At 50.1% G+C, this 24101-nt stretch carries 25 protein-coding genes; 10 read left to right on the top strand and 15 right to left on the bottom strand.

Annotated elements, in window-relative coordinates:
* Positions 1-308 precede the first annotated feature (308 nt).
* The gene (locus I2E77_RS14055; protein ID WP_273701023.1) at positions 309-440 is read left to right on the top strand and encodes a hypothetical protein; all 132 of its coding nucleotides are present in this window, start codon (positions 309-311) and stop codon (positions 438-440) included.
* 52 nt (positions 441-492) lie between these two features.
* Here the strand turns inward: I2E77_RS14055 and I2E77_RS03060 are convergent, their stop codons facing one another.
* The 5 genes from I2E77_RS03060 to I2E77_RS03040 all read right to left on the bottom strand — a co-directional run bounded on the left by I2E77_RS03060 (position 493) and on the right by I2E77_RS03040 (position 6612).
* On the bottom strand, positions 493-2895 hold the full coding sequence (locus tag I2E77_RS03060; protein ID WP_191405925.1) for a homocysteine S-methyltransferase family protein: 2403 nt from the start codon (positions 2893-2895) through the stop codon (positions 493-495).
* A 4-nt stretch (positions 2896-2899) separates the two neighbouring features.
* The gene (locus I2E77_RS03055; protein ID WP_195450599.1) at positions 2900-3544 is read right to left on the bottom strand and encodes a vitamin B12 dependent-methionine synthase activation domain-containing protein; all 645 of its coding nucleotides are present in this window, start codon (positions 3542-3544) and stop codon (positions 2900-2902) included.
* On the bottom strand, positions 3541-4425 hold the full coding sequence (gene metF, locus I2E77_RS03050) for a methylenetetrahydrofolate reductase [NAD(P)H] (protein WP_087232060.1): 885 nt from the start codon (positions 4423-4425) through the stop codon (positions 3541-3543). Before metF ends, I2E77_RS03055 begins: the two co-directional genes overlap by 4 nt.
* Before the next feature lie 248 nt (positions 4426-4673).
* Positions 4674-5990 (bottom strand): anti-sigma-I factor RsgI family protein, encoded by a 1317-nt coding sequence (locus tag I2E77_RS03045; RefSeq protein WP_191448430.1) that lies wholly within the window; start codon positions 5988-5990, stop codon positions 4674-4676.
* Positions 5991-6045: 55 nt separating this feature from the next.
* A complete protein-coding gene (locus tag I2E77_RS03040; protein WP_191362673.1) occupies positions 6046-6612 on the bottom strand; it encodes an RNA polymerase sigma factor in 567 nt (188 codons plus the stop codon).
* A 268-nt stretch (positions 6613-6880) separates the two neighbouring features.
* Between I2E77_RS03040 and I2E77_RS03035 the strand changes: the two genes are divergently transcribed.
* Positions 6881-7609: an N-acetylmuramoyl-L-alanine amidase gene (locus I2E77_RS03035; protein WP_243252507.1), complete on the top strand. Its 729-nt coding sequence runs from the start codon at positions 6881-6883 to the stop codon at positions 7607-7609.
* A gap of 120 nt (positions 7610-7729) precedes the next feature.
* The gene (radA, locus tag I2E77_RS03030; protein ID WP_191362527.1) at positions 7730-9109 is read left to right on the top strand and encodes a DNA repair protein RadA; all 1380 of its coding nucleotides are present in this window, start codon (positions 7730-7732) and stop codon (positions 9107-9109) included.
* Here the strand turns inward: radA and I2E77_RS03025 are convergent.
* Positions 9106-9279 (bottom strand): hypothetical protein, encoded by a 174-nt coding sequence (locus I2E77_RS03025; RefSeq protein WP_191395394.1) that lies wholly within the window; start codon positions 9277-9279, stop codon positions 9106-9108. The two genes, radA and I2E77_RS03025, sit on opposite strands and share 4 nt — an antisense overlap.
* Before the next feature lie 205 nt (positions 9280-9484).
* Between I2E77_RS03025 and I2E77_RS03020 the strand changes: the two genes are divergently transcribed.
* Positions 9485-10483, top strand: coding sequence for an efflux RND transporter periplasmic adaptor subunit (locus I2E77_RS03020; protein ID WP_195450597.1), 999 nt, complete (start codon positions 9485-9487; stop codon positions 10481-10483).
* On the top strand, positions 10476-11660 hold the full coding sequence (locus tag I2E77_RS03015; RefSeq protein WP_195450596.1) for an ABC transporter permease: 1185 nt from the start codon (positions 10476-10478) through the stop codon (positions 11658-11660). Before I2E77_RS03020 ends, I2E77_RS03015 begins: the two co-directional genes overlap by 8 nt.
* Before the next feature lie 578 nt (positions 11661-12238).
* Here the strand turns inward: I2E77_RS03015 and I2E77_RS03010 are convergent.
* Positions 12239-12652: a hypothetical protein gene (locus I2E77_RS03010; RefSeq protein ID WP_195450595.1), complete on the bottom strand. Its 414-nt coding sequence runs from the start codon at positions 12650-12652 to the stop codon at positions 12239-12241.
* A gap of 990 nt (positions 12653-13642) precedes the next feature.
* Positions 13643-13906: a hypothetical protein gene (locus I2E77_RS13840; RefSeq protein WP_243252520.1), complete on the bottom strand. Its 264-nt coding sequence runs from the start codon at positions 13904-13906 to the stop codon at positions 13643-13645.
* Here I2E77_RS13840 and I2E77_RS03005 point away from each other — a divergent pair.
* The 5 genes from I2E77_RS03005 (at position 13817) to I2E77_RS14050 (ending at position 18068) form a co-directional block, all read left to right on the top strand.
* Positions 13817-14539 carry a protein rep gene (locus I2E77_RS03005; protein WP_243252516.1) on the top strand — a complete coding sequence of 241 codons (723 nt, stop codon included), beginning with the start codon at positions 13817-13819 and terminating at the stop codon, positions 14537-14539. The two genes, I2E77_RS13840 and I2E77_RS03005, sit on opposite strands and share 90 nt — an antisense overlap.
* A gap of 44 nt (positions 14540-14583) precedes the next feature.
* Positions 14584-14823, top strand: a complete 240-nt coding sequence (locus I2E77_RS03000; RefSeq protein ID WP_195450594.1) for a hypothetical protein — start codon at positions 14584-14586, stop codon at positions 14821-14823.
* A 114-nt stretch (positions 14824-14937) separates the two neighbouring features.
* Positions 14938-15429, top strand: coding sequence for a tyrosine-type recombinase/integrase (locus tag I2E77_RS02995; protein ID WP_191395388.1), 492 nt, complete (start codon positions 14938-14940; stop codon positions 15427-15429).
* Positions 15430-15845: 416 nt separating this feature from the next.
* Complete coding sequence (locus I2E77_RS02990) at positions 15846-16877, top strand: tyrosine recombinase XerC (RefSeq protein ID WP_191405917.1); 1032 nt, start codon at positions 15846-15848, stop codon at positions 16875-16877.
* Between the two features lie 42 nt (positions 16878-16919).
* Positions 16920-18068: a glycosyltransferase family 4 protein gene (locus I2E77_RS14050; protein ID WP_195450593.1), complete on the top strand. Its 1149-nt coding sequence runs from the start codon at positions 16920-16922 to the stop codon at positions 18066-18068.
* A gap of 39 nt (positions 18069-18107) precedes the next feature.
* Here the strand turns inward: I2E77_RS14050 and xerD are convergent, their stop codons facing one another.
* The 7 genes from xerD to tgt form a co-directional block, all read right to left on the bottom strand.
* Positions 18108-19001, bottom strand: a complete 894-nt coding sequence (xerD, locus tag I2E77_RS02980) for a site-specific tyrosine recombinase XerD (protein WP_195450592.1) — start codon at positions 18999-19001, stop codon at positions 18108-18110.
* A 12-nt stretch (positions 19002-19013) separates the two neighbouring features.
* Positions 19014-19652 (bottom strand): stage II sporulation protein M, encoded by a 639-nt coding sequence (locus tag I2E77_RS02975; RefSeq protein WP_242969649.1) that lies wholly within the window; start codon positions 19650-19652, stop codon positions 19014-19016.
* Positions 19653-19968: 316 nt separating this feature from the next.
* Positions 19969-21336 carry a thioether cross-link-forming SCIFF peptide maturase gene (gene scfB / locus I2E77_RS02970; protein ID WP_191448436.1) on the bottom strand — a complete coding sequence of 456 codons (1368 nt, stop codon included), beginning with the start codon at positions 21334-21336 and terminating at the stop codon, positions 19969-19971.
* Between the two features lie 115 nt (positions 21337-21451).
* Positions 21452-21598, bottom strand: a complete 147-nt coding sequence (gene scfA / locus I2E77_RS02965; RefSeq protein WP_087232029.1) for a six-cysteine ranthipeptide SCIFF — start codon at positions 21596-21598, stop codon at positions 21452-21454.
* 72 nt (positions 21599-21670) lie between these two features.
* Entirely contained in the window at positions 21671-22081 is a 411-nt protein-coding gene (locus tag I2E77_RS02960; RefSeq protein ID WP_191362535.1) for a TIGR04086 family membrane protein, read from the bottom strand.
* 68 nt (positions 22082-22149) lie between these two features.
* Positions 22150-22530: a preprotein translocase subunit YajC gene (yajC, locus tag I2E77_RS02955; RefSeq protein WP_087232023.1), complete on the bottom strand. Its 381-nt coding sequence runs from the start codon at positions 22528-22530 to the stop codon at positions 22150-22152.
* Positions 22531-22681: 151 nt separating this feature from the next.
* The gene (gene tgt, locus I2E77_RS02950; protein ID WP_087232020.1) at positions 22682-23812 is read right to left on the bottom strand and encodes a tRNA guanosine(34) transglycosylase Tgt; all 1131 of its coding nucleotides are present in this window, start codon (positions 23810-23812) and stop codon (positions 22682-22684) included.
* Positions 23813-24101 lie beyond the last annotated feature (289 nt).

The following is a 24101-nucleotide window of genomic DNA, read 5'->3' as shown; positions in this document are numbered from 1 at the left end:
TTATAGCAAAACTCGAAAAAAGATCGTTTGCATTTTATCACAACGGACACGGAAAAGCAAACCGAAGATTGCCGGCTGAAAAATCTGGAAAGTAGGGTCACAACCACAACTATAACCATAAAAAACGCTGCCCAGCGAAAATTTTAACCCTTCCGCCGGACAGCACAAATTCTTCATTATGGGCGCTTTTTCGCCTCTGGCAGCGCTTCGTACGTGCAGAGGACAAGGCGCTGTAAGAATTCCCGGTCGTCAACCTCCTCGACCAACAGCATCGGTTTAGCGCCGGGGTAGGGGAGGGCTTCGCATCCTTGGGACAGAAGCGCTTCACCGGGAACCGTCCGCTTTATCAGAAAACGGTCATCGTAGATCCCGCCGATCCCCTTCCCGCAGACGTAGAGGAGTACTCTCCCATCATTTTCCGGCTGGAAATTCCCCTCTAAACCATCGAGCTAGCTCAAGATAAACTGCAAAAAGGATTCACTGGAAGCCATGTTATTCCTCCCCCGAAGGGTCGCCGAAGATCACATGGGCGTACCGGACCGAGTCCATCGCGTCTTTGGAATAGTGATCCGCATGGATCATATCGGCATATTCCTGCGTCAGGACCGCGCCGCCAACCATCACTTTGCAGTCGGGAGCATTCTTGTGCAATTCCCGGATGGTTTCCTCCATATTTACCACCGTCGTGGTCATCAAGGCACTCAAGCCTACCAGCTTGACCTCGTTTTGTACCACGGCCTCTACGACTTTCTCCGGCGGTACGTCCTTTCCAAGGTCGATCACATCGTAGCTGTAATTTTCCAGCAATACCTTCACAATGTTTTTGCCGATGTCGTGGATATCGCCTTTGACCGTCGCCAGCACAATCTTATCCTTTTTGACACTCGCTGTGGACGTTTCCATACTGTCCAATTTTGTCCGCACTACTTCGAAAGCGGCTTTAGCTGCATCCGCGCTCATCAACAGTTGCGGAAGGAAGAGTTTCCCTGTTTCAAAATCCTTGCCGACGCGATCCAATGCGGGGATCAGCGATTCGTTGATGACCGCAAGCGGCTCTTTCGTCAGCAATTCCTGTTCTGCGGCGGCGTGTGCGCTCTCTTTCAAGCCGCTGATGATCGCCTGTCCTAAGCTCATCTCCATGCCAGAAGCCTTTGGCGCAGACTCCGAAGGCTGCTCGGAATACCGGGCGATGTAGTCCATACATTGTTGGTCAACACCGCTCAGGGCACAGTATGCATCATAGGCTTTGCGCATAGCCGCCGAATTCGGATTGACAATTGCGGCGCTCAATCCGCTTTGCAGCGCCATAGTAAAAAACGCAGCATTGACATTATCGCGCTGCGGCAATCCAAACGATATGTTGGAAACCCCCAGCGAAGTGTGTACGCCTAAAGTATTTTCGATCAACCGCAGCGCTTCCAACGTCACCGCTGCCGCTTCCTGTCCGGCGCTGATGGTCATAACCAGCGCGTCCACAACGATGTCCCGCTTTGGAATCCCGTATGTGGCCGCTGTCTCTACGATCTTTTTTGCCACAGCAAGCCTTCCCTCCGGGGTTTCGGGAATCCCCGACTCGTCCAACGTCAGGGCGATCACCACGCCGCCGTATTTTTTCACCAGCGGGAAGATGCTACGCATGCTCTCCTGCTTTCCGTTGACCGAATTGATCAGCGGCTTGCCGTTGTAAAGGCGCATGGCCTGTTCCATGGTCTCCGCATTGGAGGTGTCGATCTGTAAGGGAAGGTCAACAACGCTTTGCAGTTCTGTGACCGCACGGCACATCATCGCCGTTTCGTCGATCTCCGGCAGGCCAACGTTCACGTCGAGAATATGCGCGCCAGCCTGTTGCTGGGCGATGCCCTCGCGGAGGATGTAATCCATATCATTTTCGCGCAGGGCCTGTTTGAAACGTGATTTCCCAGTCGGATTGATGCGCTCCCCGATCAACAGCGGCCGCTTTCCAAAGCAGACCGCCTTGGAATAGGAGGAGATCACCGTGCGTTCTTTCGGTTGCAGGGGGGCGGGGAAGATCGTTTTGCAGCGCTGGATCATTGCCGCAATGTGCGCCGGGGTGGTTCCACAACAGCCGCCCGCAAGCCAAGCGCCCTCGCGGACCAGTTCCTCCATCACGGCGGCAAATTCTTCCGGACCTACGTCAAATACCGTGCGCCCATCCACACTGCGTGGGAGCCCCGCATTGGGGTTTACAATCATAGGGATGGAACAGCAGTCCAGAAGTTGGGGGAAGAGAGTGCGCATCTGTTCAGGCCCGAGGCCGCAATTGAAGCCAATGGCGTCAGCGCCCAGCCCTTCCAAAAGAGCGACTGCTGCGGCAATGTCGCCGCCGGTGAGAAGCTTGCCTTTCTCATCAAAGATCATCGTGACAAACACGGGGAGGGAGGTGTTCTCTTTTGCCGCCAGCAGCGCCGCCTTTGCTTCATACGTATCGCTCATGGTTTCAATTAAGATAAGGTCAGCGCCGGCTTTCTCTCCGCATTGTGCCGCCTCTTTAAAGGCTTCGTAGGCTTCCTCAAAGGAAAGGTCCCCCAATGGGCGCAGGAGTTTTCCCGTGGGACCGATGTCCATCGCAACATATGCATCCCGGCCGCAGGATTCCACCGCGTGCCGTGCATGGGAAACCGCCGCTTCCACGATCTCCTGAACCGAGCGGCCGCATCCGCGCAATTTGATCGCATTTCCCCCGAACGTGTTGGTCTTTACAATATCTGCACCGGCAGCGAGGTAGTCGCGATGAATCTGCTCGATCAGATCCGGCCTTTCCAGATTCCAAAGCTCGGGCAGTTCCCCAGCCCCCAAGCCGTTTTGCTGTAAAATGGTCCCCATAGCGCCGTCAAAAAAGACGATGCGCTTTCCGAGAAGCTCCAAAACCCCCATAGTTTCAATCCTTTCTGAATGGACAAGATTTCGCTTTACATGTCATGCATTTCGCAATATGACAGCTCTGCGCCTCCGCAGTCAAACCAATCACCGCAGTCACGGATTTGGACGGCGCCAACATGAAGCTGTCGGTCATAGTCAGCCCAATCCGCTTTGGGCAATCCAAGACCGTTAAAAATTCCCTTTGATAAGAGATGTCGAAATCGCCGTATCCGGGGCTATAGCGCGGGCGCAAATATAGGCCGCGGCTGGCCGCTTCCTGTGCGATTGGTTCTTGGCATTCGTCGCAGTAAGATTCAATCAGGGAGGCGGCACAGGCTTGCATCACCACCGCGCGGCTCATCGACACTTTGGCACAGCGCTCTAGCCGCAAATCGACCGGTGCACCCAAAGTGGCTGCAAACAAAACCGCTTCTTCGCAGCCGGAAAGATGTTGGAACAGATCCCTGCTATGCACAATCATACCGGCAAATTCCAGCGTATCCGCATTTGGCCGGGAAAGTTCTACTGCCTGCAAAATGTGATGCGGCGTTGCGGACTCTTCCAATTCCCGCGCACAGTCCGCAATGGTGTGCAAAATTTCCGCATCCGGTTCCGAGCCCTTATACCCTAAGTAACGCAGGACCTCCCGCTGGTCTATTTTCATGCTTCTTCGTCCCGCAGAATGCCGGAGAGGTTGTCCATAATCTTTGCGGCAATCTCCGGATTGTTCATCGTATACAGGTGAATATGGTTAACCCCGTTGGAAAGCAAGTCAATAATCTGTTCCGTCGCGTAGGCAATCCCTGCCTGTTTCATCGCCAGCGGCTTGTCGGAAAATGTATCGGCAATGGCCTTGAAGCGCGGCGGGAGCGTTGTCCCCGAAAGCTCGCAGGAGCGCTTGATCTGCCGGCTGTTGGTTACCGGCATCACGCCTGCGACAACCGGCACCTGGATGCCCTTTGCCATGATGCGGTACAAAAAGTTGTAAAACACATTATTATCAAAAAACATCTGGGTGGTAAGGAAATCGCAGCCGCTCTCCACCTTCTGTTTCAAATAGTCGATGTCGTCTTCCTTGTGCTCGCATTCCACATGGCCCTCCGGATAGCAGGCGCCGCCGATGCAGAAGCGGTCTCCCTTCTGGCTGCGGATGTCTTGGATCAGCTCGCAGGCATAGCGGTAATGCTGGGGGGAAGGGAAGTCCATATCCTGTGGGATGTCGCCGCGCAGCGCAAGGATATTCTCAATATGGTTTTCCTCGATACGGTCCAGCATGGTTACAACCTCCTCTTTGGTGGAGGAGACACAGGTCAGGTGCGCCATAGCGGGAATTCCGTATGTATCCTGGATTTTTGATGCAATTTCCACCGTTCGTTTGGAGGTGCTGCCGCCCGCGCCGTAGGTGACACTGATAAAATCGGGATGTAATGCCGCAATATCCCGAATGATTTCATCCATCCTGCTCATATCCGCACCCGCTTTAGGGGGGAAAATCTCGCAGGAAAAAGTCACTTTTTTGTTTTGTAATAGATCTTTTATTTTCAACGTGGTTCATCCTTTCCGTTCCGGCAGGAGTCTGCCCCTCTGCCGCGTGATGAGACATTTCTATATATTATAACATAAGAATGAGAAAAGATGAAATAAAATCCACCCAATCCCTTTGGATTTCCGCTTAAAATTTTTTCAAAGATTTCAAAACGGGGAAGAGGGAGAATGGTGACTGTAGCTATTTAGAGAAAAAAGAAGAAGCCGTGGAAACTTACCACGGCTTCTTCTTTATTGGAGGTATATTCTTACCCTTTTTGCATCACGCTACCCTGCGTGATCATCAAACCATCAATGCTGCCAAGATTTTCGTCCAACTCCGTTTCCGCGGGGGGATCACTCTGCTCGGACATCTGCGTCCCAGGGCAGGTTCCATTGCACACGGAAAGCAATTGACCACAATATTTACAATACTGTTTTCCTTCGGACTGGTCACATTTGCCTTCACAGACGGAAAGCAAGCTTCCACAGTACTCACAGTAGGGGCTGGATTCGCCTTCCTCAATAAGTACCTTTTGATCCGGATCATCAATGGGGGTCGTACCTGCTGGATCACTGGTTACTGCCGAACCGCTGTTCTCCGATGGCTTTTCCTCGGCAGGTTCGCTGCTTTCTGGAGAAGTCTGAGGAGGGATACCGCTGTCCTTGACCACGTCACTATTACCACTCTCCGGCAGAACCGGCCTTTGCTCCGGCACACTGCTCGGATTGTTTTCCGGATTCGAACTCTCATTTCCTGGGTTCTTGACTATGTTGTCGTCGCCATCCGAATCAACAAAATCAGGTTCCTCTGGAACTTCTGGATCGATTTCCGTTGTAACAATGCCGCTGAGATCAATTTGATGGATATCAACCAAGGAAGCAAGCTCCTTAATCGACATCGCAGCTAGATCACTGGAATTCAAATTTTGATCTTTTTCCGCAATCTTCTTTACAAAATCCGCTTTCCCAACCGAAATGTTATTATCCTTTGCAAAGGATTTAACATCGTCGGTAACAGGATCGCTCTGTTGCAAAATCGTTGCTTTCGTATGATTTTGCTTCAGGGTGGCATCCACGCTGGAGGTCACCTTGCTTTGTAAGCGCTGCACTTTTTCTGCGTCATCATTGGCTACAGAGATCAAGATGGTGTTTTCTGGACTATCCGCGGACAGATACCCTTCTTGAAGCATCGCCTCAATAATCAGGTTTGTTGCTGTCCCCAAATCCATCCGATTCAGGTCCATACCGTCCAAAACGTTTACGGCGTCCTCGTTTAACGCCCGGCAATTCACTACCGTATCCTGCGGATCCACAGATAGCTCAATGCTCGGGTTCACGTCAATGCTGACAATGGAATCCACTGTAGGTTGAACCATAAAGAAAATTCCAACAAACAACATCAACGCCGCAGCAATCGCACAACTTGCCATTCTAAAGGAGATGATATGCGATTTTGGGTTGCTCTCCTTTTTAAACTCCACAACAGACGAGTCATTCTGTACCGCCAGGATTTCGCCCAGTACATCGGGAGTCGCTGTCAGAACGGCATTTCTCAAGGATTGCTTCATTTCTTTTTTTGTCATAGTCTCATATCGCACCTATCCTTGTAGAAAGTGCTTAGACCAGAGCCCAAAAAAATCAGCCAGCGCGATCTTCATTTACAGCTTTGTAAAGTTTTTTGATCGCCCTGTTGTAACAGGAAAGAACCGTGCCAATTGGAATATCGAGCAGGGAGGAAATCTCTCTAAACTTGAACCCCTGGGTTACATGCAAGAGGACGATATTCCGTTCCTGTTCGTTCAGGATCTCTAGCGCCTTCTGCAATACCAGATTGTCGATGGTATTGGAGATCACATCTACTCCGACATGATTCTCTTCTTCAGAGAAATCGGAAGACTCCTGCCTTTGGGCCCGGCGAAGCTCCATATAGGCCAGATTTCTAGCAATTGTAAAAATCCAAGCCAGGGGCTTTCCCTGAGGAATATAATGTCGTATCGACTTGCGGACGGAAAGATAGGTATCCTGCATCAGATCCTCCGCCGTCGAGTGGCTTTTGACGATGGCCAAAAGATAACAATAAACAGAGTTCTGTGTGATGCGGTACAGCTGTTCGAAAGCGGCCCTGTCACCGTCCGCAACCTCACGCATCAGAGAATCCGTCAACTGTTCCTTTTTCCCGTCGTCACGGTTTCCTGGAACCAACATTTTCATCCCTCTATCAACATAATGAACGAATCATCGTTTTTATTGCAGCCATAAAAAATTTTTTAAAAAATTTTTTCACTGCCATTGGGGTGATTTTGCCGCTATGACGAACGGCACTAAAAAACATACTTTATCATTATATCGGAAAAATTCCATTTTGGGAAGCCCCCTTCCCAAAATGACTTTATTTTTTCGCTTTGGAATGCCGTTCATGTGCCGCATAGCTCTTCAAACGGCTACATATATATCTGAAAAAGGGGGAATTGCCTTGGATTCTGCGCGTAAAAGCGGATACTTTGTGCCGGTAGCGGTTTTGGTACTTTGCTGCCTGGTCTTTTTACTTTTATCCTATCTATCGTATCAAAAGGTAGGGGAGATGGCCTCCAACCTCGCTGCACGGGAGCAGCCTGTCGTGGTGATCGATCCGGGGCACGGCGGGGAAGACGGCGGTGCGCAGGGCGTGTCCAAGATGCTGGAAAAGGATATCAATCTGGCTATTGCCAAAAAGCTGGAAAAGATGTTGACACTCTCCGGATTCCATGTGATTATGACGCGGGAGGAAGATGTTTCCATCGGGGAGCCAGCTTTGGATACCGTAAAGGAGCGCAAAGTTTCCGATCTTCATAATCGTTTAGGTCTCATTGAAGAACAAGGCGATTGTATTTTTTTGAGCATTCACCAAAACCATTTTACCAGCAGCAGATATTATGGTACACAGGTATTTTATTCCACAAATGATCCATCCAGCGAAGAGCTGGCAGAAGCTGTCCGAGGGAGGGTGGTTTCTCTTTTACAGCCGGACAATACGCGCGAATGCAAGCCGGCTACAAGCTCAATTTATCTCTTATGGCATGCAGAGGTACCCGCTGTGTTGGTGGAATGCGGCTTTCTTTCTAATGAAAGCGAGGCGCAAAAGCTCAACGATCCACAGTATCAAGAGCAGATGGCCTTTGCAATCTACAGCGGATTTTTAGACTACTATCAATCTTCCCGCTGAAACTCCTATAACTAACTTGTGAAATATAACTAGAATCAAACGACAACTTGTTTTTCCTACACTCTTTCCGTATAATGGAAACAACCTTTAAAAAATGAACCGGTAATGAGGTGCTCGAAAATGGCACAGAAAATGAAGAGTGTTTATGTTTGTTCGGAATGTGGATTTGAGTCCGCAAAATGGTACGGGAAATGCCCTGGCTGCGGACAGTGGAACACGATGAACGAAGAAGTGAAGGAGACTGCTCCGGTCAAAGGGAGTTTTTCTGCCGCAAGACCCAGCTTACATCGTCCGGTGCGGATCGACGAAATCAGCACAGAAGAGGAAGCACGTTACCATACCGGCTTGACCGAATTGGACCGTGTGCTCGGCGGGGGAATTGTCAAAGGCTCGCTGATTTTGATCAGCGGAGAACCGGGGATCGGCAAATCGACCATCCTCCTTCAAATCTGCGAGTTTTTGGGCCAGACCTTGCGCATACTTTATGTATCCGGCGAGGAATCCAGCCGGCAGATCAAGCTGCGTGCTGCACGCCTGGGGGTCAACAGTGAAAACCTTTATATTCTGACCGAAACCGATGTCCAGAACGTTGTGGAACAGATACGCAGCGACCAGCCGGATCTGGTGATGATCGATTCCATACAAACCATGAACTTTACCGATCTAAATTCCTCTCCGGGAAGCGTCACACAGGTGCGCGAGTGCACGAATGCCCTGATGCGGGCGGCAAAAGCGCTGGAAATTCCCATCCTTCTGGTGGGGCACGTCAACAAAGATGGAGCGATTGCGGGGCCCAAGGTCCTGGAACACATTGTGGATGCGGTCCTCTATTTTGAAGGGGACCGGCAGATGACCTACCGCATCCTGCGTGCTGTGAAAAACCGCTATGGCTCCACCAACGAGATTGGCGTATTTGATATGGGGGAGCACGGGCTGCATCAAGTGGACAATCCCTCTTTGGCGATGCTGGCAGGCCGCCCGATCAATGTCTCCGGAACTTGTGTCACTTGCATCATTGAGGGTTCGCGTCCTATCTTGGCCGAGATCCAAGGGTTAGCCTCGACTTCAAATTTTGGAAACCCTCGCAGGATGTCGACCGGCTTTGACTACAATCGCATGTCCTTGTTGTTGGCCGTGTTGGAAAAGCGCGCCGGTTATTACTTCTCAAATTTAGACGCCTATATTAATGTGGTAGGCGGGCTACGTTTGGATGAGCCAGCGGCAGATCTGGCGGTCGCGATGGCGCTGGTATCCAGCCTGAAGGATTGTCCGATTCGCGACGACGCCATGGTCGTTGGGGAAGTGGGCCTTGCCGGAGAACTTCGCTCCGTTTCCCGCATCGAAGCCCGCATCAGTGAGGCCAAACGCCTTGGCTTCCGTCTTTGTGTCCTGCCGTATTCCAACTTGAAACAAATACACTCGAAACAGGAGGATATCCAATTGATCGGTGTTAAAAACGTCCGGGAAGCTTTTGAAGCATTGACCATGCCATCGGTTTAAATGCGCGGCTGCACGTCGTTGACTGGTGTCTCTGGCCGGACCCGCGGTGTCACTTTAATGCAATGAACACAACCGTCCCCAGTGTAATTTGTGATGGCAGATGGCATTTCCAAGCTGCAATACCCGTCACGCTGATAGATGCAATCCTCGTCACACTGAATGATGCTCATTCCCATTCACCTCTTTTCGCACAGGAATCATGAACTTGCATGGATATTTTAGACTTTTGCCGCCCAAAATATGCACAGCCTTCTTTACACGTTTCAATCCACTGTTTAATATGGATTGAAGCGTGTTTTTTCTATCAAAAGCTCTTGAAATGCAAGTATATTTCCGTAGATCGCTCGCAAAATAGAAAGGAATGGGGGAGTGGCAATGAAAAAGTATGTACAGCTAATCACCTTTACATGCATGGCGATTGCAGCTATTTTGGTGGCTGGAAGCGTGATGAAGAGCAGAACCACACAAGCGACTGTTGTAAAGGTTAGTAGCTTAACTGTTGAAAGCTCTGTCACTTGCAGCGGAAAGGTCGAACGTGTGTCGGTTCGAAGCGTCTATCCCCCTGCTCCTGCTGCTGTTCAGAAAGTTTATGTGGAGATAGGGGATCATGTTGAGGATGGAGATCCCCTCATGGATATCCTGGTTACTGCTTCAGCCTCAGAGACGGAAATTCTCCAGGAAACATACGCCGCTCTGTTGAGCGAATATACGCAAACGGAAATTCCTTTTTCTGATTTTTCTTCCGTAGGACAAGAGGAAGATGCACAGCAATTGACCGCTCCAATCAGCGGCGAAGTGACTGCTGTTTCTATAACCAACCAAGGGACTTTGGAATTTGGTAAACCTGCGATTACCATCGCCAGCGACGAGGGGCTCCAGGTGCGTCTGTCCGTCAACGAATCGCAGATTTCGGATATTCAGGTGGGGCAACCGGCTGAAATCACTGGTGTGGGGTTCCATACCTGCTATACAGGTACCGTAAAAAGCATTTCTTCCGAAGCAAAGCAAGTGGTGTCTACCACAGGACAGGAAACCGTTGTTGAAGTGGTTGTGAGTGTTGATAATCCGGGGAATGATATTAAGCCAGGCTATACGGCCAAAGCAAAGATTATTACGGCGCAAAATGACAATGTCCTGATTGCACCATATGAAGCTGTGCGTGCGGAGGAAGACGGTTCGGAATACGTCCTAAAATTGAAAGGACAGCGCGCGGTGAAAACCCCTGTGGAAACGGATGGAGAATTTGAAGATGGATTTGGGGTCACTTCTGGGATTGAAGAAGGCGATCAAATCATCATGAATCCAGATTCCATTTCAGACGGGGAACATGTAGTTGCACAGCTGGAAAAGGCAGAAGGTGATTCCCATGCTTGATCTCATTCGTTCTGCATATCGCAGCTTGGGAAGAAAACGGGGCAGGACCGTCCTCACCATTTTAGGAATTGCCATAGGAGTCGCATCCGTAATTTTAATTGGCAATATCAGCCAATGCGGTACGAATGCCCTCACCACAGAATTGGAAAGCCTGGGCCTTGGAGGGTTGACAATCTCCTGCAATGCGGATGCGAACGTCTCTTTGGACGAAGAGGACTTGAACCTAGTTAAGCATTGTGATCAGGTCGAACAGGCGACGCCGATTCTCATGCAAAGCACGTCCGTCACTGTAAGGGATGAGGAGACCAACGCTCTGCTTTGGGGAATTGACACCTCTGCCAGCCAAATTGTTTCCATTCAAATTCTCTACGGCAGGATGTTCAGCAACAAAGAAGTCAGCACCGCTGCCAATGTATGCCTGGTTGATGAGGCTTTTTCACAGAAGTCTTATCATAGGAGTAATATCATTGGAAAACATATCTCCATTCAATGTGGTGGTGCGATGGAAGACTTTGAAGTCGTAGGAATAATCAAGACAGGGAGTGGCCTTCTTCAAAATATGTTGGGAAACTATATCCCGACCTTTGTTTATATCCCATATACGACCATGCAAGCCTCCATGGGACGTAGCAATTTCGATCAAATCGCTGTGAAAATCGATTCTAATAGCAACGTAGATCGTGCGGGAAATTCTATTACCGCGATTTTGAACCAGAATAATGGCACATCAGATGCCTTTGTTTCGAACAATCTGGCCAAACAAAAAGATGGCCTGACTTCTATTTTAGACATTGTTACGCTTGTACTTTCGGCTGTGGGGGCGATTTCCCTGTTGGTAGCGAGCTTGAGCATTATGACGGTAATGTTGGTATCGGTGAGCGAACGCACGCGCGAAATCGGCATTAAAAAAGCGATCGGCGCCAGACAGCTAGACATCATGCTGGAGTTTTTGTTAGAGGCTGTCTTGATTTCCGTTATTGGCTGCGCGATCGGAATTGTAGCCGGCTATTTGGTTTCTTTTGCTGGAGCTTCGCTGATTGGAATGTCCCTGGGAGTTCGATGGGATGTCCTGTTTTTGGCCGTGTTCTTCTCCTTGTTCACTGGCACAACATTTGGAGTCTATCCGGCTTATAAGGCGTCGAAACTTCGCCCAGTAGATGCCCTGCGAATGGAATGAATCAAGATTGTAATGCTAACAATATAAAATATAAAATAAAATCTCCCAGCAAGCTGAACAGCACCTCATTTGTAGACAGTATGCTATACAGAAAACAAGTGAGGTGCTTCATTTGTAGAAACAATGCGAGTGGGTTTGAAATCAATGACAAGGGTATAATTAAACGTTGGGAACGAATCTATCTTGAAGGAAGGCTTAGCGGTAGAACGCCGAGGGCGTAAAAATACCGGCCGCCTTTTTGGGATCACTTCAAGCGTAGGGGGATTTTATGAGGGGTGACTTTTTATGGAAGCCAAGAAAAGACAAGCCACTGTTTGGTGGCTTTCTCTTGCGCTACGCTGCATTTGCTGCTACCCTTAAAGCAGGCGCTGCAATTCCTACGGAAAGGAGGATGGGCAACGCTCATTCGTACAAAACACTTTATTTTGTCTGCACAGCGTAAATTGCCGGCAATGCCTTGCGCGTGAGCGCCGGGAACGAATATAGGGAAAGGAGCCCCGAAGGGCCCCTATTTTTTAAAGGTTAGGCAATTAGACAAAATAAGATAAAAGTTTTGCCTAATTCGGCGTGGTGGATTTTCACCGCGCTTTTTTTATACCCTTTTGGGAGAGGGAAGGCGTTGCAGCGCCGGACGGGGAGGCCGGGGGCTGGCTTGCTGCTTTGGGACGGCGGCCGCGCTTTGGGGCAGACGCTGTTGCTGAGCGGACCGCCTCAAAATTGGGAAGTTGGGGACCGGGGGAGGCTGGCTTTTCTTCGGCGGTGGGGAATTCATGGGCGTGGAAATTTAGCGTTCCTGCTTCGCGGTAATCGACTTTGCCGAGGATTTGGAGGCGCTGCTTCTCCAGCGCCAGCCACTGATTGGCAATGGCCCACCGGCTCCACTCAGCGCGATTCCCGCGCATTTGGTTGTGAAGCTTTTGTTGGTTCCGTTCGATGATCGCCGCAATACGGTGGCGTTCGTTTACGATGATTCTTGCTTCCTGACTGGTCATGGGGCATTCTCCTTTTCTGCATATTTTTTTATCAAAACGGGCAGTTTTGCGCATTTTTTCCGCTTTTCTGCGCATTTTCCGCGCGTTTTGGGCGCTCCCGGAAAAGCGCCGCAAGTCAAGGAGCCAAGGGGCGCTTGGACGCGGCCAGCAGGGCGCGCTCTTAGCGCCCCTGGACCGCGCAAGCGGCGGCGCAGCCGTCCTTGACAAGGCGCTAGAATGAGAGGACCGAAACGACGGAGAAGGGAGGAGACAAGCACCACAGGACGGGCCAAACAAGCAAGGAGCACACAGCCCACACGGAGCAACGGCGGGGGGCGCAACGCGCCCAAAAGGGCGGCCCAAAGGCCGCCCGCCCAGCCCCCCGCCGTGGAGCGCCCAGGCGACCCCCCGGAGGGGGCCGGACGGGGGGGACCCGGCGCAACCCCCCGCAAGGCCGCGCGCGCGGAGCCTTACGACGCGCGCGCAACCCCACACGGCAACACACCCGCGAAGCCGCGGCAAGGGCGGCCGCAGCCGCCGCGTTAGCGGGCGCGCCCCTTGCCACGGCAAAGCGGGCGTGTTACCGAGCCGGGGGGGTGGCCGGAAGCCTGTGGGCGCGGGCGGCCCGCGCAAGCCAAGACCCGAAGGCAAGCGGCGGGGATGGGGCCCCGCCGCTTGCCAAGGGCGCAGGCGCGACGCATGGGCCGCACACCGAAGAAGCCCGCACGACCGCCGCAATCTTGTTGCGGCGGCACGCGGGCAAAGCGGGACGCGAGCGGGCCCCCGCGATCGCTCGCAGGGGGCCACCGAGCGGACCGCCACAAGTGCACACCCGATCAGGGTTTGCACGCAGGGGCGAAGCCCCTTCCTTATCTTGATACTATAGAAACATCTCTAACCAAAAAAAGTGGGTGAAAGCCGCATCCTGCCTGGGTTTTTCCGCATATGCCTTGTATACCGAATGAATGTTCGAATCCCTTATTTTCCTTGGACGATCCTGATAATGGTATCTTAAAAAGATTCCAGGAACACAAGGAACTCGCCGCTCTTGTCGCTTCTGCCATGCAGGAAATCCCCGGCTGGGACGACCGCGCCCGCCATCTCTGGGAATGCGGCACTTACATCGAATTCGATCAGGACGGCAAACTCGTCCGCTCCAATCTCTGCCGCGATCGCTTCTGTCCCATGTGCCAATGGCGCAGAAGTCTTCGCATCTACGGCCAGACCCAACGTATCTTGGATTCCCTTGAACCTCAGGGGTTCGCCTATCTTCACATGACCCTTACGCTCCCAAACTGCTCTGCGGAGGATCTCCCCGCCCACTGCGATTGGCTCTACTGGCGCAGCAGCGCGCTCTTTGGCGACCGCCTCTATCCAAAAAGCGACCCGCTTCATGCGAAGTCCCACTTTAAGCGCGCCTTCAAAGGCATCATGCGCTGCCTCGAAATCACCTACAATCCTGATCGGGACGACTATCATCCGCACTTGCACTGCCTTGTCGCCGTACGGCCCTCTTATTTTACAAGTAGGGACTACATCTCTCAGGAGCTTTTGCGCGTCCTCTGGACCGGCCACAGTGCCGGAATCTTTGGAGATCCGCATGGCGGCCTCTGGCAAGTCTATATCTCCCGGGTGAAAGAGGCCGAACGAAACAATGCTGTCGCTGAAGTTGCCAAATATGCGGTTAAACCGTTCCACTTGAAGCTGGATCTCGATGGCTATTGCCGCGTCTTGCCCGTCCTCCACTCCGCCATGGCCCGGCGGCGTCTCATCCAACTCTATGGCGTCTTTGCCGAGACCGCACGCGCCTTGAAGATCAACATCAACGACGACCGCGAACAGGCCGCCATCTCCGGCCAAACTCGGAAATTTTCCTTCATCGACGGCCTGTATCGCGAACTTTTCTGAACTTTGCATCTGTGAAAAATATCGACATGAAAGGGGAACCTTCTATGAGCTCTGAAATGGTACTCTACATTCTCTCCGCCGCGCGGAAACCCGTCTCTACGATCAGCCTCACTTACGACTGCGAAGCGCGCCTCAATGAGCTTTGCGCCATGATTGAAGTCATCTTCCAGGATGGCCATGAAGCCATTGGCGCGGGCCACACCATCTTCGGTGCACTCCGCAATCTCATGGTCAACACCCGCGCCGATTCCCTCTATTGGCAAAAATGGACCGAGCTCGATTGAGCAGCCAGTTTCCAGAGAGGGGAGAGCCGCTTTTTCCCGCGTGTACTGGCTTTGCTTTTCCGAGTTGTCTTTTTCAGGTTTGAACACTGGGGGGATTTTATGAGGGCTGGCTTTATGGAAGCCAACGAATTTGAACATCTACTCGCGGCGCTCATGCCGCCAAATCGCCTCGCCTGTGAGGTCAGTGCTTGCACGGGTTTGCGTATTTCTGATGTGCTCAATTTGCGCACGACAAAGCTTTCGGAACGCTTTTCTGTTCGAGAGCTTAAAACAGGCAAGACCAAGCGCGTCCGCCTTCCCAGAACCTTGCTGGACCGGCTTTTGGCACAGGCTGGACGCATCTACGTCTTTGAGAACCGGCTCGACTACCGCAAGCCCAGGACGCGCCAGGCGGTTTACAAAGACCTCCGCCGTGCGGCAAAGCTCTTTCGGGTCAAAGATATTCACATTTCGCCGCACTCGGCCCGCAAGCTCTATGCAGTGAGCGAGTACCGCAGGACCGGCAGCATTGAGCGGGTGAAGGAACTGCTGAACCATGAGGATGAGGCTGTGACAATCTTGTATGCAATGGCAGATCAACTTGAACTGCGCCGCAGGAAAAAATAAGCCACTGTTTGGTAGCATTCTCTTGTGTTACACTGTATTTACTGCTACCCTTAAATTAGGCGCTGCGATTCCTACAGAAAGGAGGATGGCTAACGCCGATTGGGCAAAACCCTTTATTTTGTCTGCGCAGCGTAAATTGCCGGCAATACCTTGCGCGAGAGCGCCGGGAACACAACAGAAGAGAAGGAGCCCCGAAGGGCCCCTATTTTTTAAAGGTTAGGCAATTAGACAAAATAAATATTTTGTATAATTTAGGGAAGGAGAAATGTTAAAATTAGGTTTTGTAAAACGGAAAACTTAAGATCATTTTTAACCAGAGATTTTCGGACGACATTCAGTTTTTATGTTATAATATATTCAAGTCAACAAACGATATTTTAATCAAAATAAATCCAAACATTTTTAGAGATGATAACATGAAACCAGAATTATTAGCAGAAGCTCCACAAATTATCCGTGAATTTTTAGGCTACCTAGGTACGATCAAAGGAAAATCCGAAAAAACAGTGGAAGAATATTATTTAGATTTGCGTACGTTTTTTCGGTACATTAAGCTATCCAGAAACTTAGTTAAAGATGATACGCCATTTGAAGAAATCTCTATATCCGATGTGGATATTGACCTGATACGTACCATTACTTTGACGCAGGTTTTTGAATACATGAATTATCTAACAAATGTTCGAAACAATAAACCAGCTACCCGATCCCGCAAAGTTTCAAGCCTTCGTACTTTTTTTAAATATTTGACCAATAAAACCAACCAATTAGACGTCAATCCTGTCTTGGAATTGGAAACGCCAAAATTGCGTTCATCGCTTCCCAAATACCTAACATTCGAACAAAGTATCGATCTATTGACAAAAGTGGATGGAAAAAACAAGGAACGCGACTACTGTATTCTTGTTCTGTTCTTAAATTGTGGATTACGTCTTTCCGAATTGGTAGGCCTCAATTTGAGTGATGTGCGGCAAAGCTCCAACACGATGCGAGTGCTGGGGAAAGGAAATAAGGAACGAATTGTATATTTGAATGAGGCTTGCCAAGATGCAATCCGCCGATATTTGGCGGTTCGTCCGCACGATGGACTGATTGATAAAAAGGCGCTATTTATCAGCGCACAGCGTAAAAGAATCAGCCCGAAAACGGTTCAATACCTCGTCAAGAAATATCTTGCACAAATTGATTTAGGTGGTCCAGGGTATTCCGTTCATAAATTGCGACACACTGCGGCTACTTTGATGTATCAGCATGGCCATGTGGATATTCGCGTCTTAAAAGATATTTTGGGCCACGAAAATTTGGGAACTACAGAAATCTATACGCATCTATCCGACCAGCAGATGGAACAAGCGGCAAATGCAAATCCACTGGCCCACATAAAACCTCGGAGTGCCGTCACGAATCTGAAGGAGGATTCCCAAAGAAAAGATCGCTCCAATGAATAGAATCTTAACGATAAAATTATAGTAAATAGTAAGAGGTCTTATATGGCATTGAATCGAAAGCCCAAAATTTTATTTTGTGCATCCACCCCGGGACATATTTTGCACTTCCATCTTCCCTATCTCCAAGCGTTTCGTTCCCTTGGGTACGAAGTCTGGGTCGTTGCAAGTAGCAGTCAGGAAATTCCCTTTGCGGATTTTGTGATCACGCTGCCTTTTGAAAAAAATTTGACAAGCCCTCGGAATTTGCAGGCAATCTGGAAAGCAAGGAAACTTTTCAAAGAGCATTCCTTTGATGTTGTTAGTACACACACAACCTTGGCCAGCGCGGTGATACGAGCAGCGATTCTAACAATTCCAGCCCGGCAGAGGCCGCTTGTTTTTTGCACGTCCCACGGGTATCTCTTTTCTGAAAAAGAAGGATGGAAAAAATGGCGCTATCTCCTGCCGGAAAAACTCTGTGCGCGGATTACAGATGTAACCCTTGTTATGAATCATGAAGATCTGGAGATTGCGCGGCATCATCATCTCTACAAAGACCAGCTCTGTTTCACCGACGGGATGGGCCTGGATCTGAAAAGATACCATCCTCTTTCGCAGGAAGCGCGTAGGGCGGCACGTAAAAAAGCTGGATATACAGATGCGGATGTCCTCTTTGTCTATGCGGCGGAGTTTTCTCCCCGTAAAAATCAGGCGCTTTTGCTCCGTGCGTTTGCATCCGTTGCCAAACGGCATCCGGAGATGAAGCTGCTCCTGGCTGGAACAGGAGCTCTTGAGGAGGAGTGCAAAGCACTGGTCAAGTCGCTGCATATGGAGACGCAAATACAGTTTTTGGGGTATGTTGACCGGATGGGGGAACTCTATCCCCTGTGCGATGTGTCTGTCACATCCAGCCGGATTGAGGGGCTGCCGTTTAATGTGATGGAGTCCATGGCCTGCGGCCTTCCGGTGGTTGCCAGCGACATTAAAGGGCATCGGGAGTTGGTTCTTCCTGGCAAGACCGGGTTTTTATTTCCCAGTGGAGATCAGGAGGCTCTTGAGCAGCAACTCGAAGCGGTATATCAATTGCGCGACCAATTGGATTCTTACCGGCACAACGCCTTGCTGCACATCCAACGATACCGGTTGGATCGTGTACTGCCGGATAACATCAAGATTTATACGGATGTGATTGGCCGGACAAAGAAAAAATAGCAGCTAGTTTAAAAACTAGCTGCTATTTTTTCTTTTGCGTTATCCCAGCTTTGCACGAGGATGGCATTGATTATACACCTCTTTAAAATGGTCGTTCAATAGGTGCACATAAACCTGCGTAGAAGAAATATCCGCATGTCCCAACATAGCCTGGATGTCCTTTAAATCGGCCCCATTTTCCAATAGATGAAGGGCGAAGGAATGGCGAAGGGTGTGCGGGGTAATTTCCTTTGTGATCCCCGCTTGTTCCGCATATCCTTTCACGATCTTCCAGAACCCCTGCCGGGTCAAACGCTTTCCGTTCAAATTGGTAAACAGGGCTTGTCCGCCATCCTGGGAAACAATGAGATTGCGTACCCGGAGGATGTAATCCGAAATGGCCGCTACAGCGGTGGCATACACAGGGATCATTCGCTCCGATTTTCCGCTGTGGCAGCACAGCATTCCCGTTCGCAGATTGATGTCGTTGACGTCAAGAGCAACCAGCTCCGAAGAACGTATCCCCGTAGCGTACAGAAGCTCCAACATCGCCTTATCGCGGCATCCCTTCGGCTCTGTGGGATCGGGCTGACTGAGGAGCAAGTCAATTTCTTCCCCGCTGAGAATCTGCGGAAGTTTCTTTGGCGCCTTTTCCAATTTGATATTCCGTGCGGGGTTGCTCTCTGCTAAACCGCTTTGCATGAGAAAATAATAGAAACACCGGATTGATGCTATATTACGTGTAATGGTCGCATTGGATTTTTTTAAACTCGTCAAATTTTCAACATACCGTTCCATTTGGGCTTCATCAACGGAGGCAGGGTCATCTAATCCTTGTTGCGATAGATACGCCAGAAAATGCTCCACATCGCGAAGATAGGAGTCCAGCGTATTGTCTGAAACATTTTTTTGATTCACCAAGTAGTCGCTGAAATCCAAACAAAAGTCCTTCATGTTCTTTACCCCTTAAAACGAAAAAAGCCCCGCAAAGCAGACCGTCGTCAACAAGTCGAGAAGCGCCGCCAAAAAACACATCGCCAAAACAGCGCCATAGCGGAGACAATACAATTTCATCCCAGAACCGGCGGTCCCTGTAATACGACGGGAGAACCGCATACTTTCCCTTCCTGCCAGCAATAAAGCTAGGCAACATACAAACGCGCCGGGAAGGATGACGAGGAAGTGAAAAATCACCCCGTGAAAACCATGTGTGGCATAGAGATATCCGGAAGTTAGGCCCAGACCAAGCCCCCGAAAGAACAGAATCGCTGGAACGGCAAACACCCCCCACAGCGAAAGGCCGCAAAGAAAACATGCCAACACAAACAAGAACGAGGATGCAAAAGATGCAGAGAACACAGAAAAAACCGGTTGTGAAGCCCTCTCCTGAAAGTTGCTGTAAAATAGAAAATCCACCTTATCCAGTATGGAAACGTCTACATTCCGCGTGATCAATGCTCCCGATACCATCCCGACCAAAAAGCACAGGGCCAACAAAACTGTCGCCAAGTTTGACCGCACCGCTTCGATCAGGCTGGCCTTATCAATTAGACGCCCCTTCCATCGATCGAGCTGAAAAACGTTTGTCCCTTTTATATGCATCATGTACCGCCTCCCCAAAGGTTGCTCACTTTAAAGGTATGCGCGGCTGGGGACAAATATGATTTTTCAGCCCTGCTTCTGAAAAACATCTCGCTCTTATCAATTTATCTAGTATATACTATAATACATTTCAAAATGTAGTGCAATATCCCAAAGAATATTTCTTGCATTTTCATGCAGAATTGTTACTCTATGCAGATATCAATTATGTAAACCAATTTAAGATTATGTAAACAACGTTATGTAAATTAAAAGTGCATAAAAATACACGCGGGTGTATATTCCGCATCCGCGTGTATAAAACACCTCTTATTGGGCCTTATTCTGCCAGGGCCGCTTGAATCATTACAGCACATTCCAGACGCTTTTGCTCTAACGCACAGGCGATCGAATGGGGCTTGTGGATATCGCCCTCGTATTGCCAGTTATTGGCGTTGCATCCGCCGCTGCAATAGAACTTCGCCCAGCAATTCTTGCACTGCTCCTTGCTATACACATTGGCAAGCGCAAACATGTTTTTCCGTTCCATGTCGTAGCTGCCATCCAGCACATTGCCCATCTTCCATTCATCCTCACCGACAAACTGATGGCATGGGAAGATATCCCCTTCCGGCGTCACAGCAACATACTCATTGCCGCAGCTACACCCGCGAAGCCGTTTGATTGCGCAGGGGCCCTGGTTTAAGTCGAGCATAAAGTGGAAGAAGTTAAACCCTCTCCCCTCTTTCTTTCTGGCAATGATGGTGTTTGCCAGTCGCTCATATTCCTCAAACACACGGGGAAGGTCTTCCTCCTGGATGGAATAACTGAGTTTTGGGTCAGATACCACGGGCTCCACGGAAACCTGGTCAAAGCCGAGATCCACCAAATGCAGGACGTCCTCGGTAAAGTCCAAATTATACTTCGTAAAGGTGCCACGTGCATAGTAATCCTTGTCCTTCCCGCGGGTAGCCACCAACTTCTGGAAGCGCGGCACAATGGTGTCATAGCTGCCGCTTCCGTTTGTACGTACACGCAGGCGGTCGTTGACCTCTTTCCGCCCGTCGATGGAAAGGACCACATTCGACATCTCACGGTTGATAAAGTCGATCTTATCGTCCGTCAGCAAAAGGCCGTTGGTGGTGATTGTAAAGCGGAAATTTTTGTTGTGCGCCTTCTCGATGCTACGCGCATAAGCAACTGTTTCTTTCACCACATCAAAGTTCATCAACGGTTCTCCGCCGAAGAAATCCACTTCCAGATTGTGGCGCGGCCCGGACTTTTCAATCAAAAAGTCGATAGCTTTTTTCGCAACTTCCAGAGGCATCAACATTCTGCCGCGGCCAAAGTCCCCCTTTGCTGCAAAGCAATATTCGCAGCGCAGATTACAATCGTGCGCAATGTTCAGGCACATGGATTTGATGGGAGCATTCGTCATCATTGTGGCAAACTTTTCGTACTCGTCCGCTGAGAAGAGCTGGCCTGAAGTATACAATTCCCGCAATTCGGCATAAGCCTGGGTGAGGGTTTCTTCATCGAACTGTCTGCGGAGCGCCTCCATCATATCCTGCGGCGGCAATTCCGGGACACAATCTTCCTTTTCCAGGTAGTCCAACATCAAAAAAGGTGCTTCTTCAAAGAGATGTACGGCGCCGCTATTTGTGTCCATCACAATGCGGTAGCCATTCAAACGATATTTATGTATCATGTACTTTTCCCCATTTGCACAAAATTTAAGGGACAGGTTTCCTGTCCCTTTGGTCTCTTGGTCTATGTGCGAGCCGGACCCGCTACAAAAAACGTGCCCTTCGCAATATGAAACCTTAGCGATTGGCGTTTTCGCACTTCTGGTTGGCAACCGTGCAGGAAGTCTTGCATGCGGACTGGCAGGACGCCTGGCATTCGCCGCAGCCGCCTTTCACAGCGCTTTCCTTCAGATTGGCCTTATTCAACGTTTTGATCTGCTCCATGATAAAACCCCCATTTCTAAGTCTTGAATATTCTTTGTTCATTATAGCACAATCTACTCGATAAGAAAAGGGCTATTTTATTTTGCTCTTTTTACTCACAGAAAGCAACCCGCCAATCGCACCCGCTAAAACCATCACTGCTAAGCGCGTGAGGGTCGTCAGCACGGGTGCTCCATGGAAGGCGATCACACCCGCAAGCAAAAACAGAACAAACAACAGAAGCCCAGAGATTGCCCCAAACAGCAGGCCGTTCTTTTTGGAAACCTTCGCCGCAAAGAATCCCGCTGCAAAAGCGCTGAAAGCGGAAACCGCAATAATGATGGGATTGATTGCAAATTGCGGGATATAGCTTGCCTTTACAAAGCCAAAAGCAAAGAGAGCCAAAAGTCCCGCACATAAAACCGCTCCACATACCGCCCCGATCACGACCGCGCGTACCGCTCCCAATACGGTGCTGTTTTTATTGGATCTGGTCATTTTCATCACACGCCCTCCTCCACTATCTGCTTGATAGATATGCGGGGAACGCGTTCGGTATTCGTCCACTGTGCTTATTTCTTAAACTTGAACTTTCCAGTTTTTTCTTTCTTTTCTTCCTTCTCTGCGGGCTCTTCATGCTCCGTATCCACGCTGCCGATCGCCCAACGCTTCACACGCAGCTTTGCACGGTCCGTGCCCGTCTCGATGATAACGGTATCCGTGTCTTCCTTAATGCTGATGATGCGGCCCACAATTCCACCGATGGTCGTAATTTCATCGCCAATCTGCGCGTTTTTGCGCATGGCTTCTTCCTTCTTTTTCTTCTTGGAAGAAGGGCGGATCAGCAGCAGATAAAAGCCCACAATGATGACCGCATAGAAGATCAGGATTGTCCACATGCTGCCGCCGGAACTTGCTTCTGTGGTGTTTGCTAGAACCATAAAGTTTTCCATTATACGATACTGCACCTCCATAATGATAAGCCCATCCACTCACAACCATCGTGCATTCGAACGGTTTTGGCGGGCACTCGTGCTACTCATTATAGCAATAAATGGGAAGGCATGCAAGCGTTTTAATCGCTTTCCCAAAGGAATTTCCGTTTTAAATCCGTTTTCCGAGCTTTGCAACGTTTTCCTCGTAAAACGCATCAAATTGATCGTTGTCGAGCGCTGCACGGATACGCTCTAAGAGCGTGTTGTAAAAATAAATATTGTGCATCACACAAAGGCGCATCGCCAACATTTCCCCGCTCTTAAAGAGGTGATGGATATAAGCACGGGAGAAGTTGCGGCAGGCCGGGCAGTCGCACGTCGGGTCCAGCGGAAGCGTGTCCAGCTCGTATTTGGCGTTCATCAGGTTGCGGCATCCCTCCCAAGTAAAGGCATGGCCGTGGCGTGCGTTGCGGCTTGGCATCACGCAGTCAAAGATATCCACACCGCGCTTGACCGCTTCCAAAATGTTGACCGGCGTCCCCACACCCATCAAATAGCGGGGCTTGTCCGCTGGCATCTCCGGTTCGACAGCCTCTATGATACGGTACATCTCCTCCGCCGGTTCTCCCACCGCCAATCCGCCGATGGCATATCCGTCCAGGTCCAGCTTCCGGATCTCGCGCATGTTTTCTATGCGCAGGTCTTCGTATGTGCTGCCCTGGTTGATCCCCCAGAGCATCTGCTTGGGGTTGACCGTATCCGGCAGGGCATTGAGCCGGTCGTGTTCCTCCTTGCAGCGGTATAGCCAACGAACGGTCCGTTGACAGGAAGCGCGGGCATAGTTGTATTCCGCCGGGTTTTCCATGCACTCGTCAAAGGCCATGGCGATGGTAGAACCCAGGTTGGATTGAATCCGCATGCTTTCCTCCGGCCCCATGAAGATCCGGTGCCCGTCGATGTGGGAGGCAAAGGTTACGCCCTCTTCCTTAATATTGCGCAGCTTTGCCAATGAAAACACCTGGAAACCGCCGCTGTCCGTCAAAATTGGCCCCTGCCAGCGGGTAAATGTGTGCAGGCCGCCGAGCTTTTTCACCGTCTCATCGCCAGGGCGCAGATGCAAATGATAGGTATTGCAAAGCTGTACCTGGCATTTCAACTCTTTTAAATCGAGTGCGGACACCGCCCCTTTGATCGCACCGGCGGTCGCCACATTCATAAAGGCAGGCATTTGGATGATCCCATGCGGTGTAACAAATTCCCCGCGGCGGGCTTTGCCCACCTGTTTGATTAATCGGTACATAGATCTCTTTTTCCTTTCAAACGATCACATTCCTACAAAAAGCCCCAACATAGTTTCTGAGGATAGTTGTGGGAAAATCAAAAATTTCCATTTGTGTTGTAAGGCTATTATTATAACATAGGAATCGATTCAGAAAAAGAGCCATTTTTGTTCCGTTTCGTATCGTTCCCGTTCCAGTCCCATTAGTCAATTGGCACAGAAACGCAGAAGCGAAGTGGCAATGGAAAATTCCAGAACCACTTCGCTTTCCAGATGCAGCGCATCTATTTTTATGTTTACTGGTCCATCC

The organism is Anaeromassilibacillus sp. 1001302B_160321_C8, from assembly GCF_015554745.1.
GTDB lineage: Bacteria > Bacillota > Clostridia > Oscillospirales > Acutalibacteraceae > Anaeromassilibacillus > Anaeromassilibacillus stercoravium.
The sequence above is the reverse complement of the archived record's forward strand: the minus strand, read 5'-3'. Positions and strand labels throughout refer to the sequence as shown.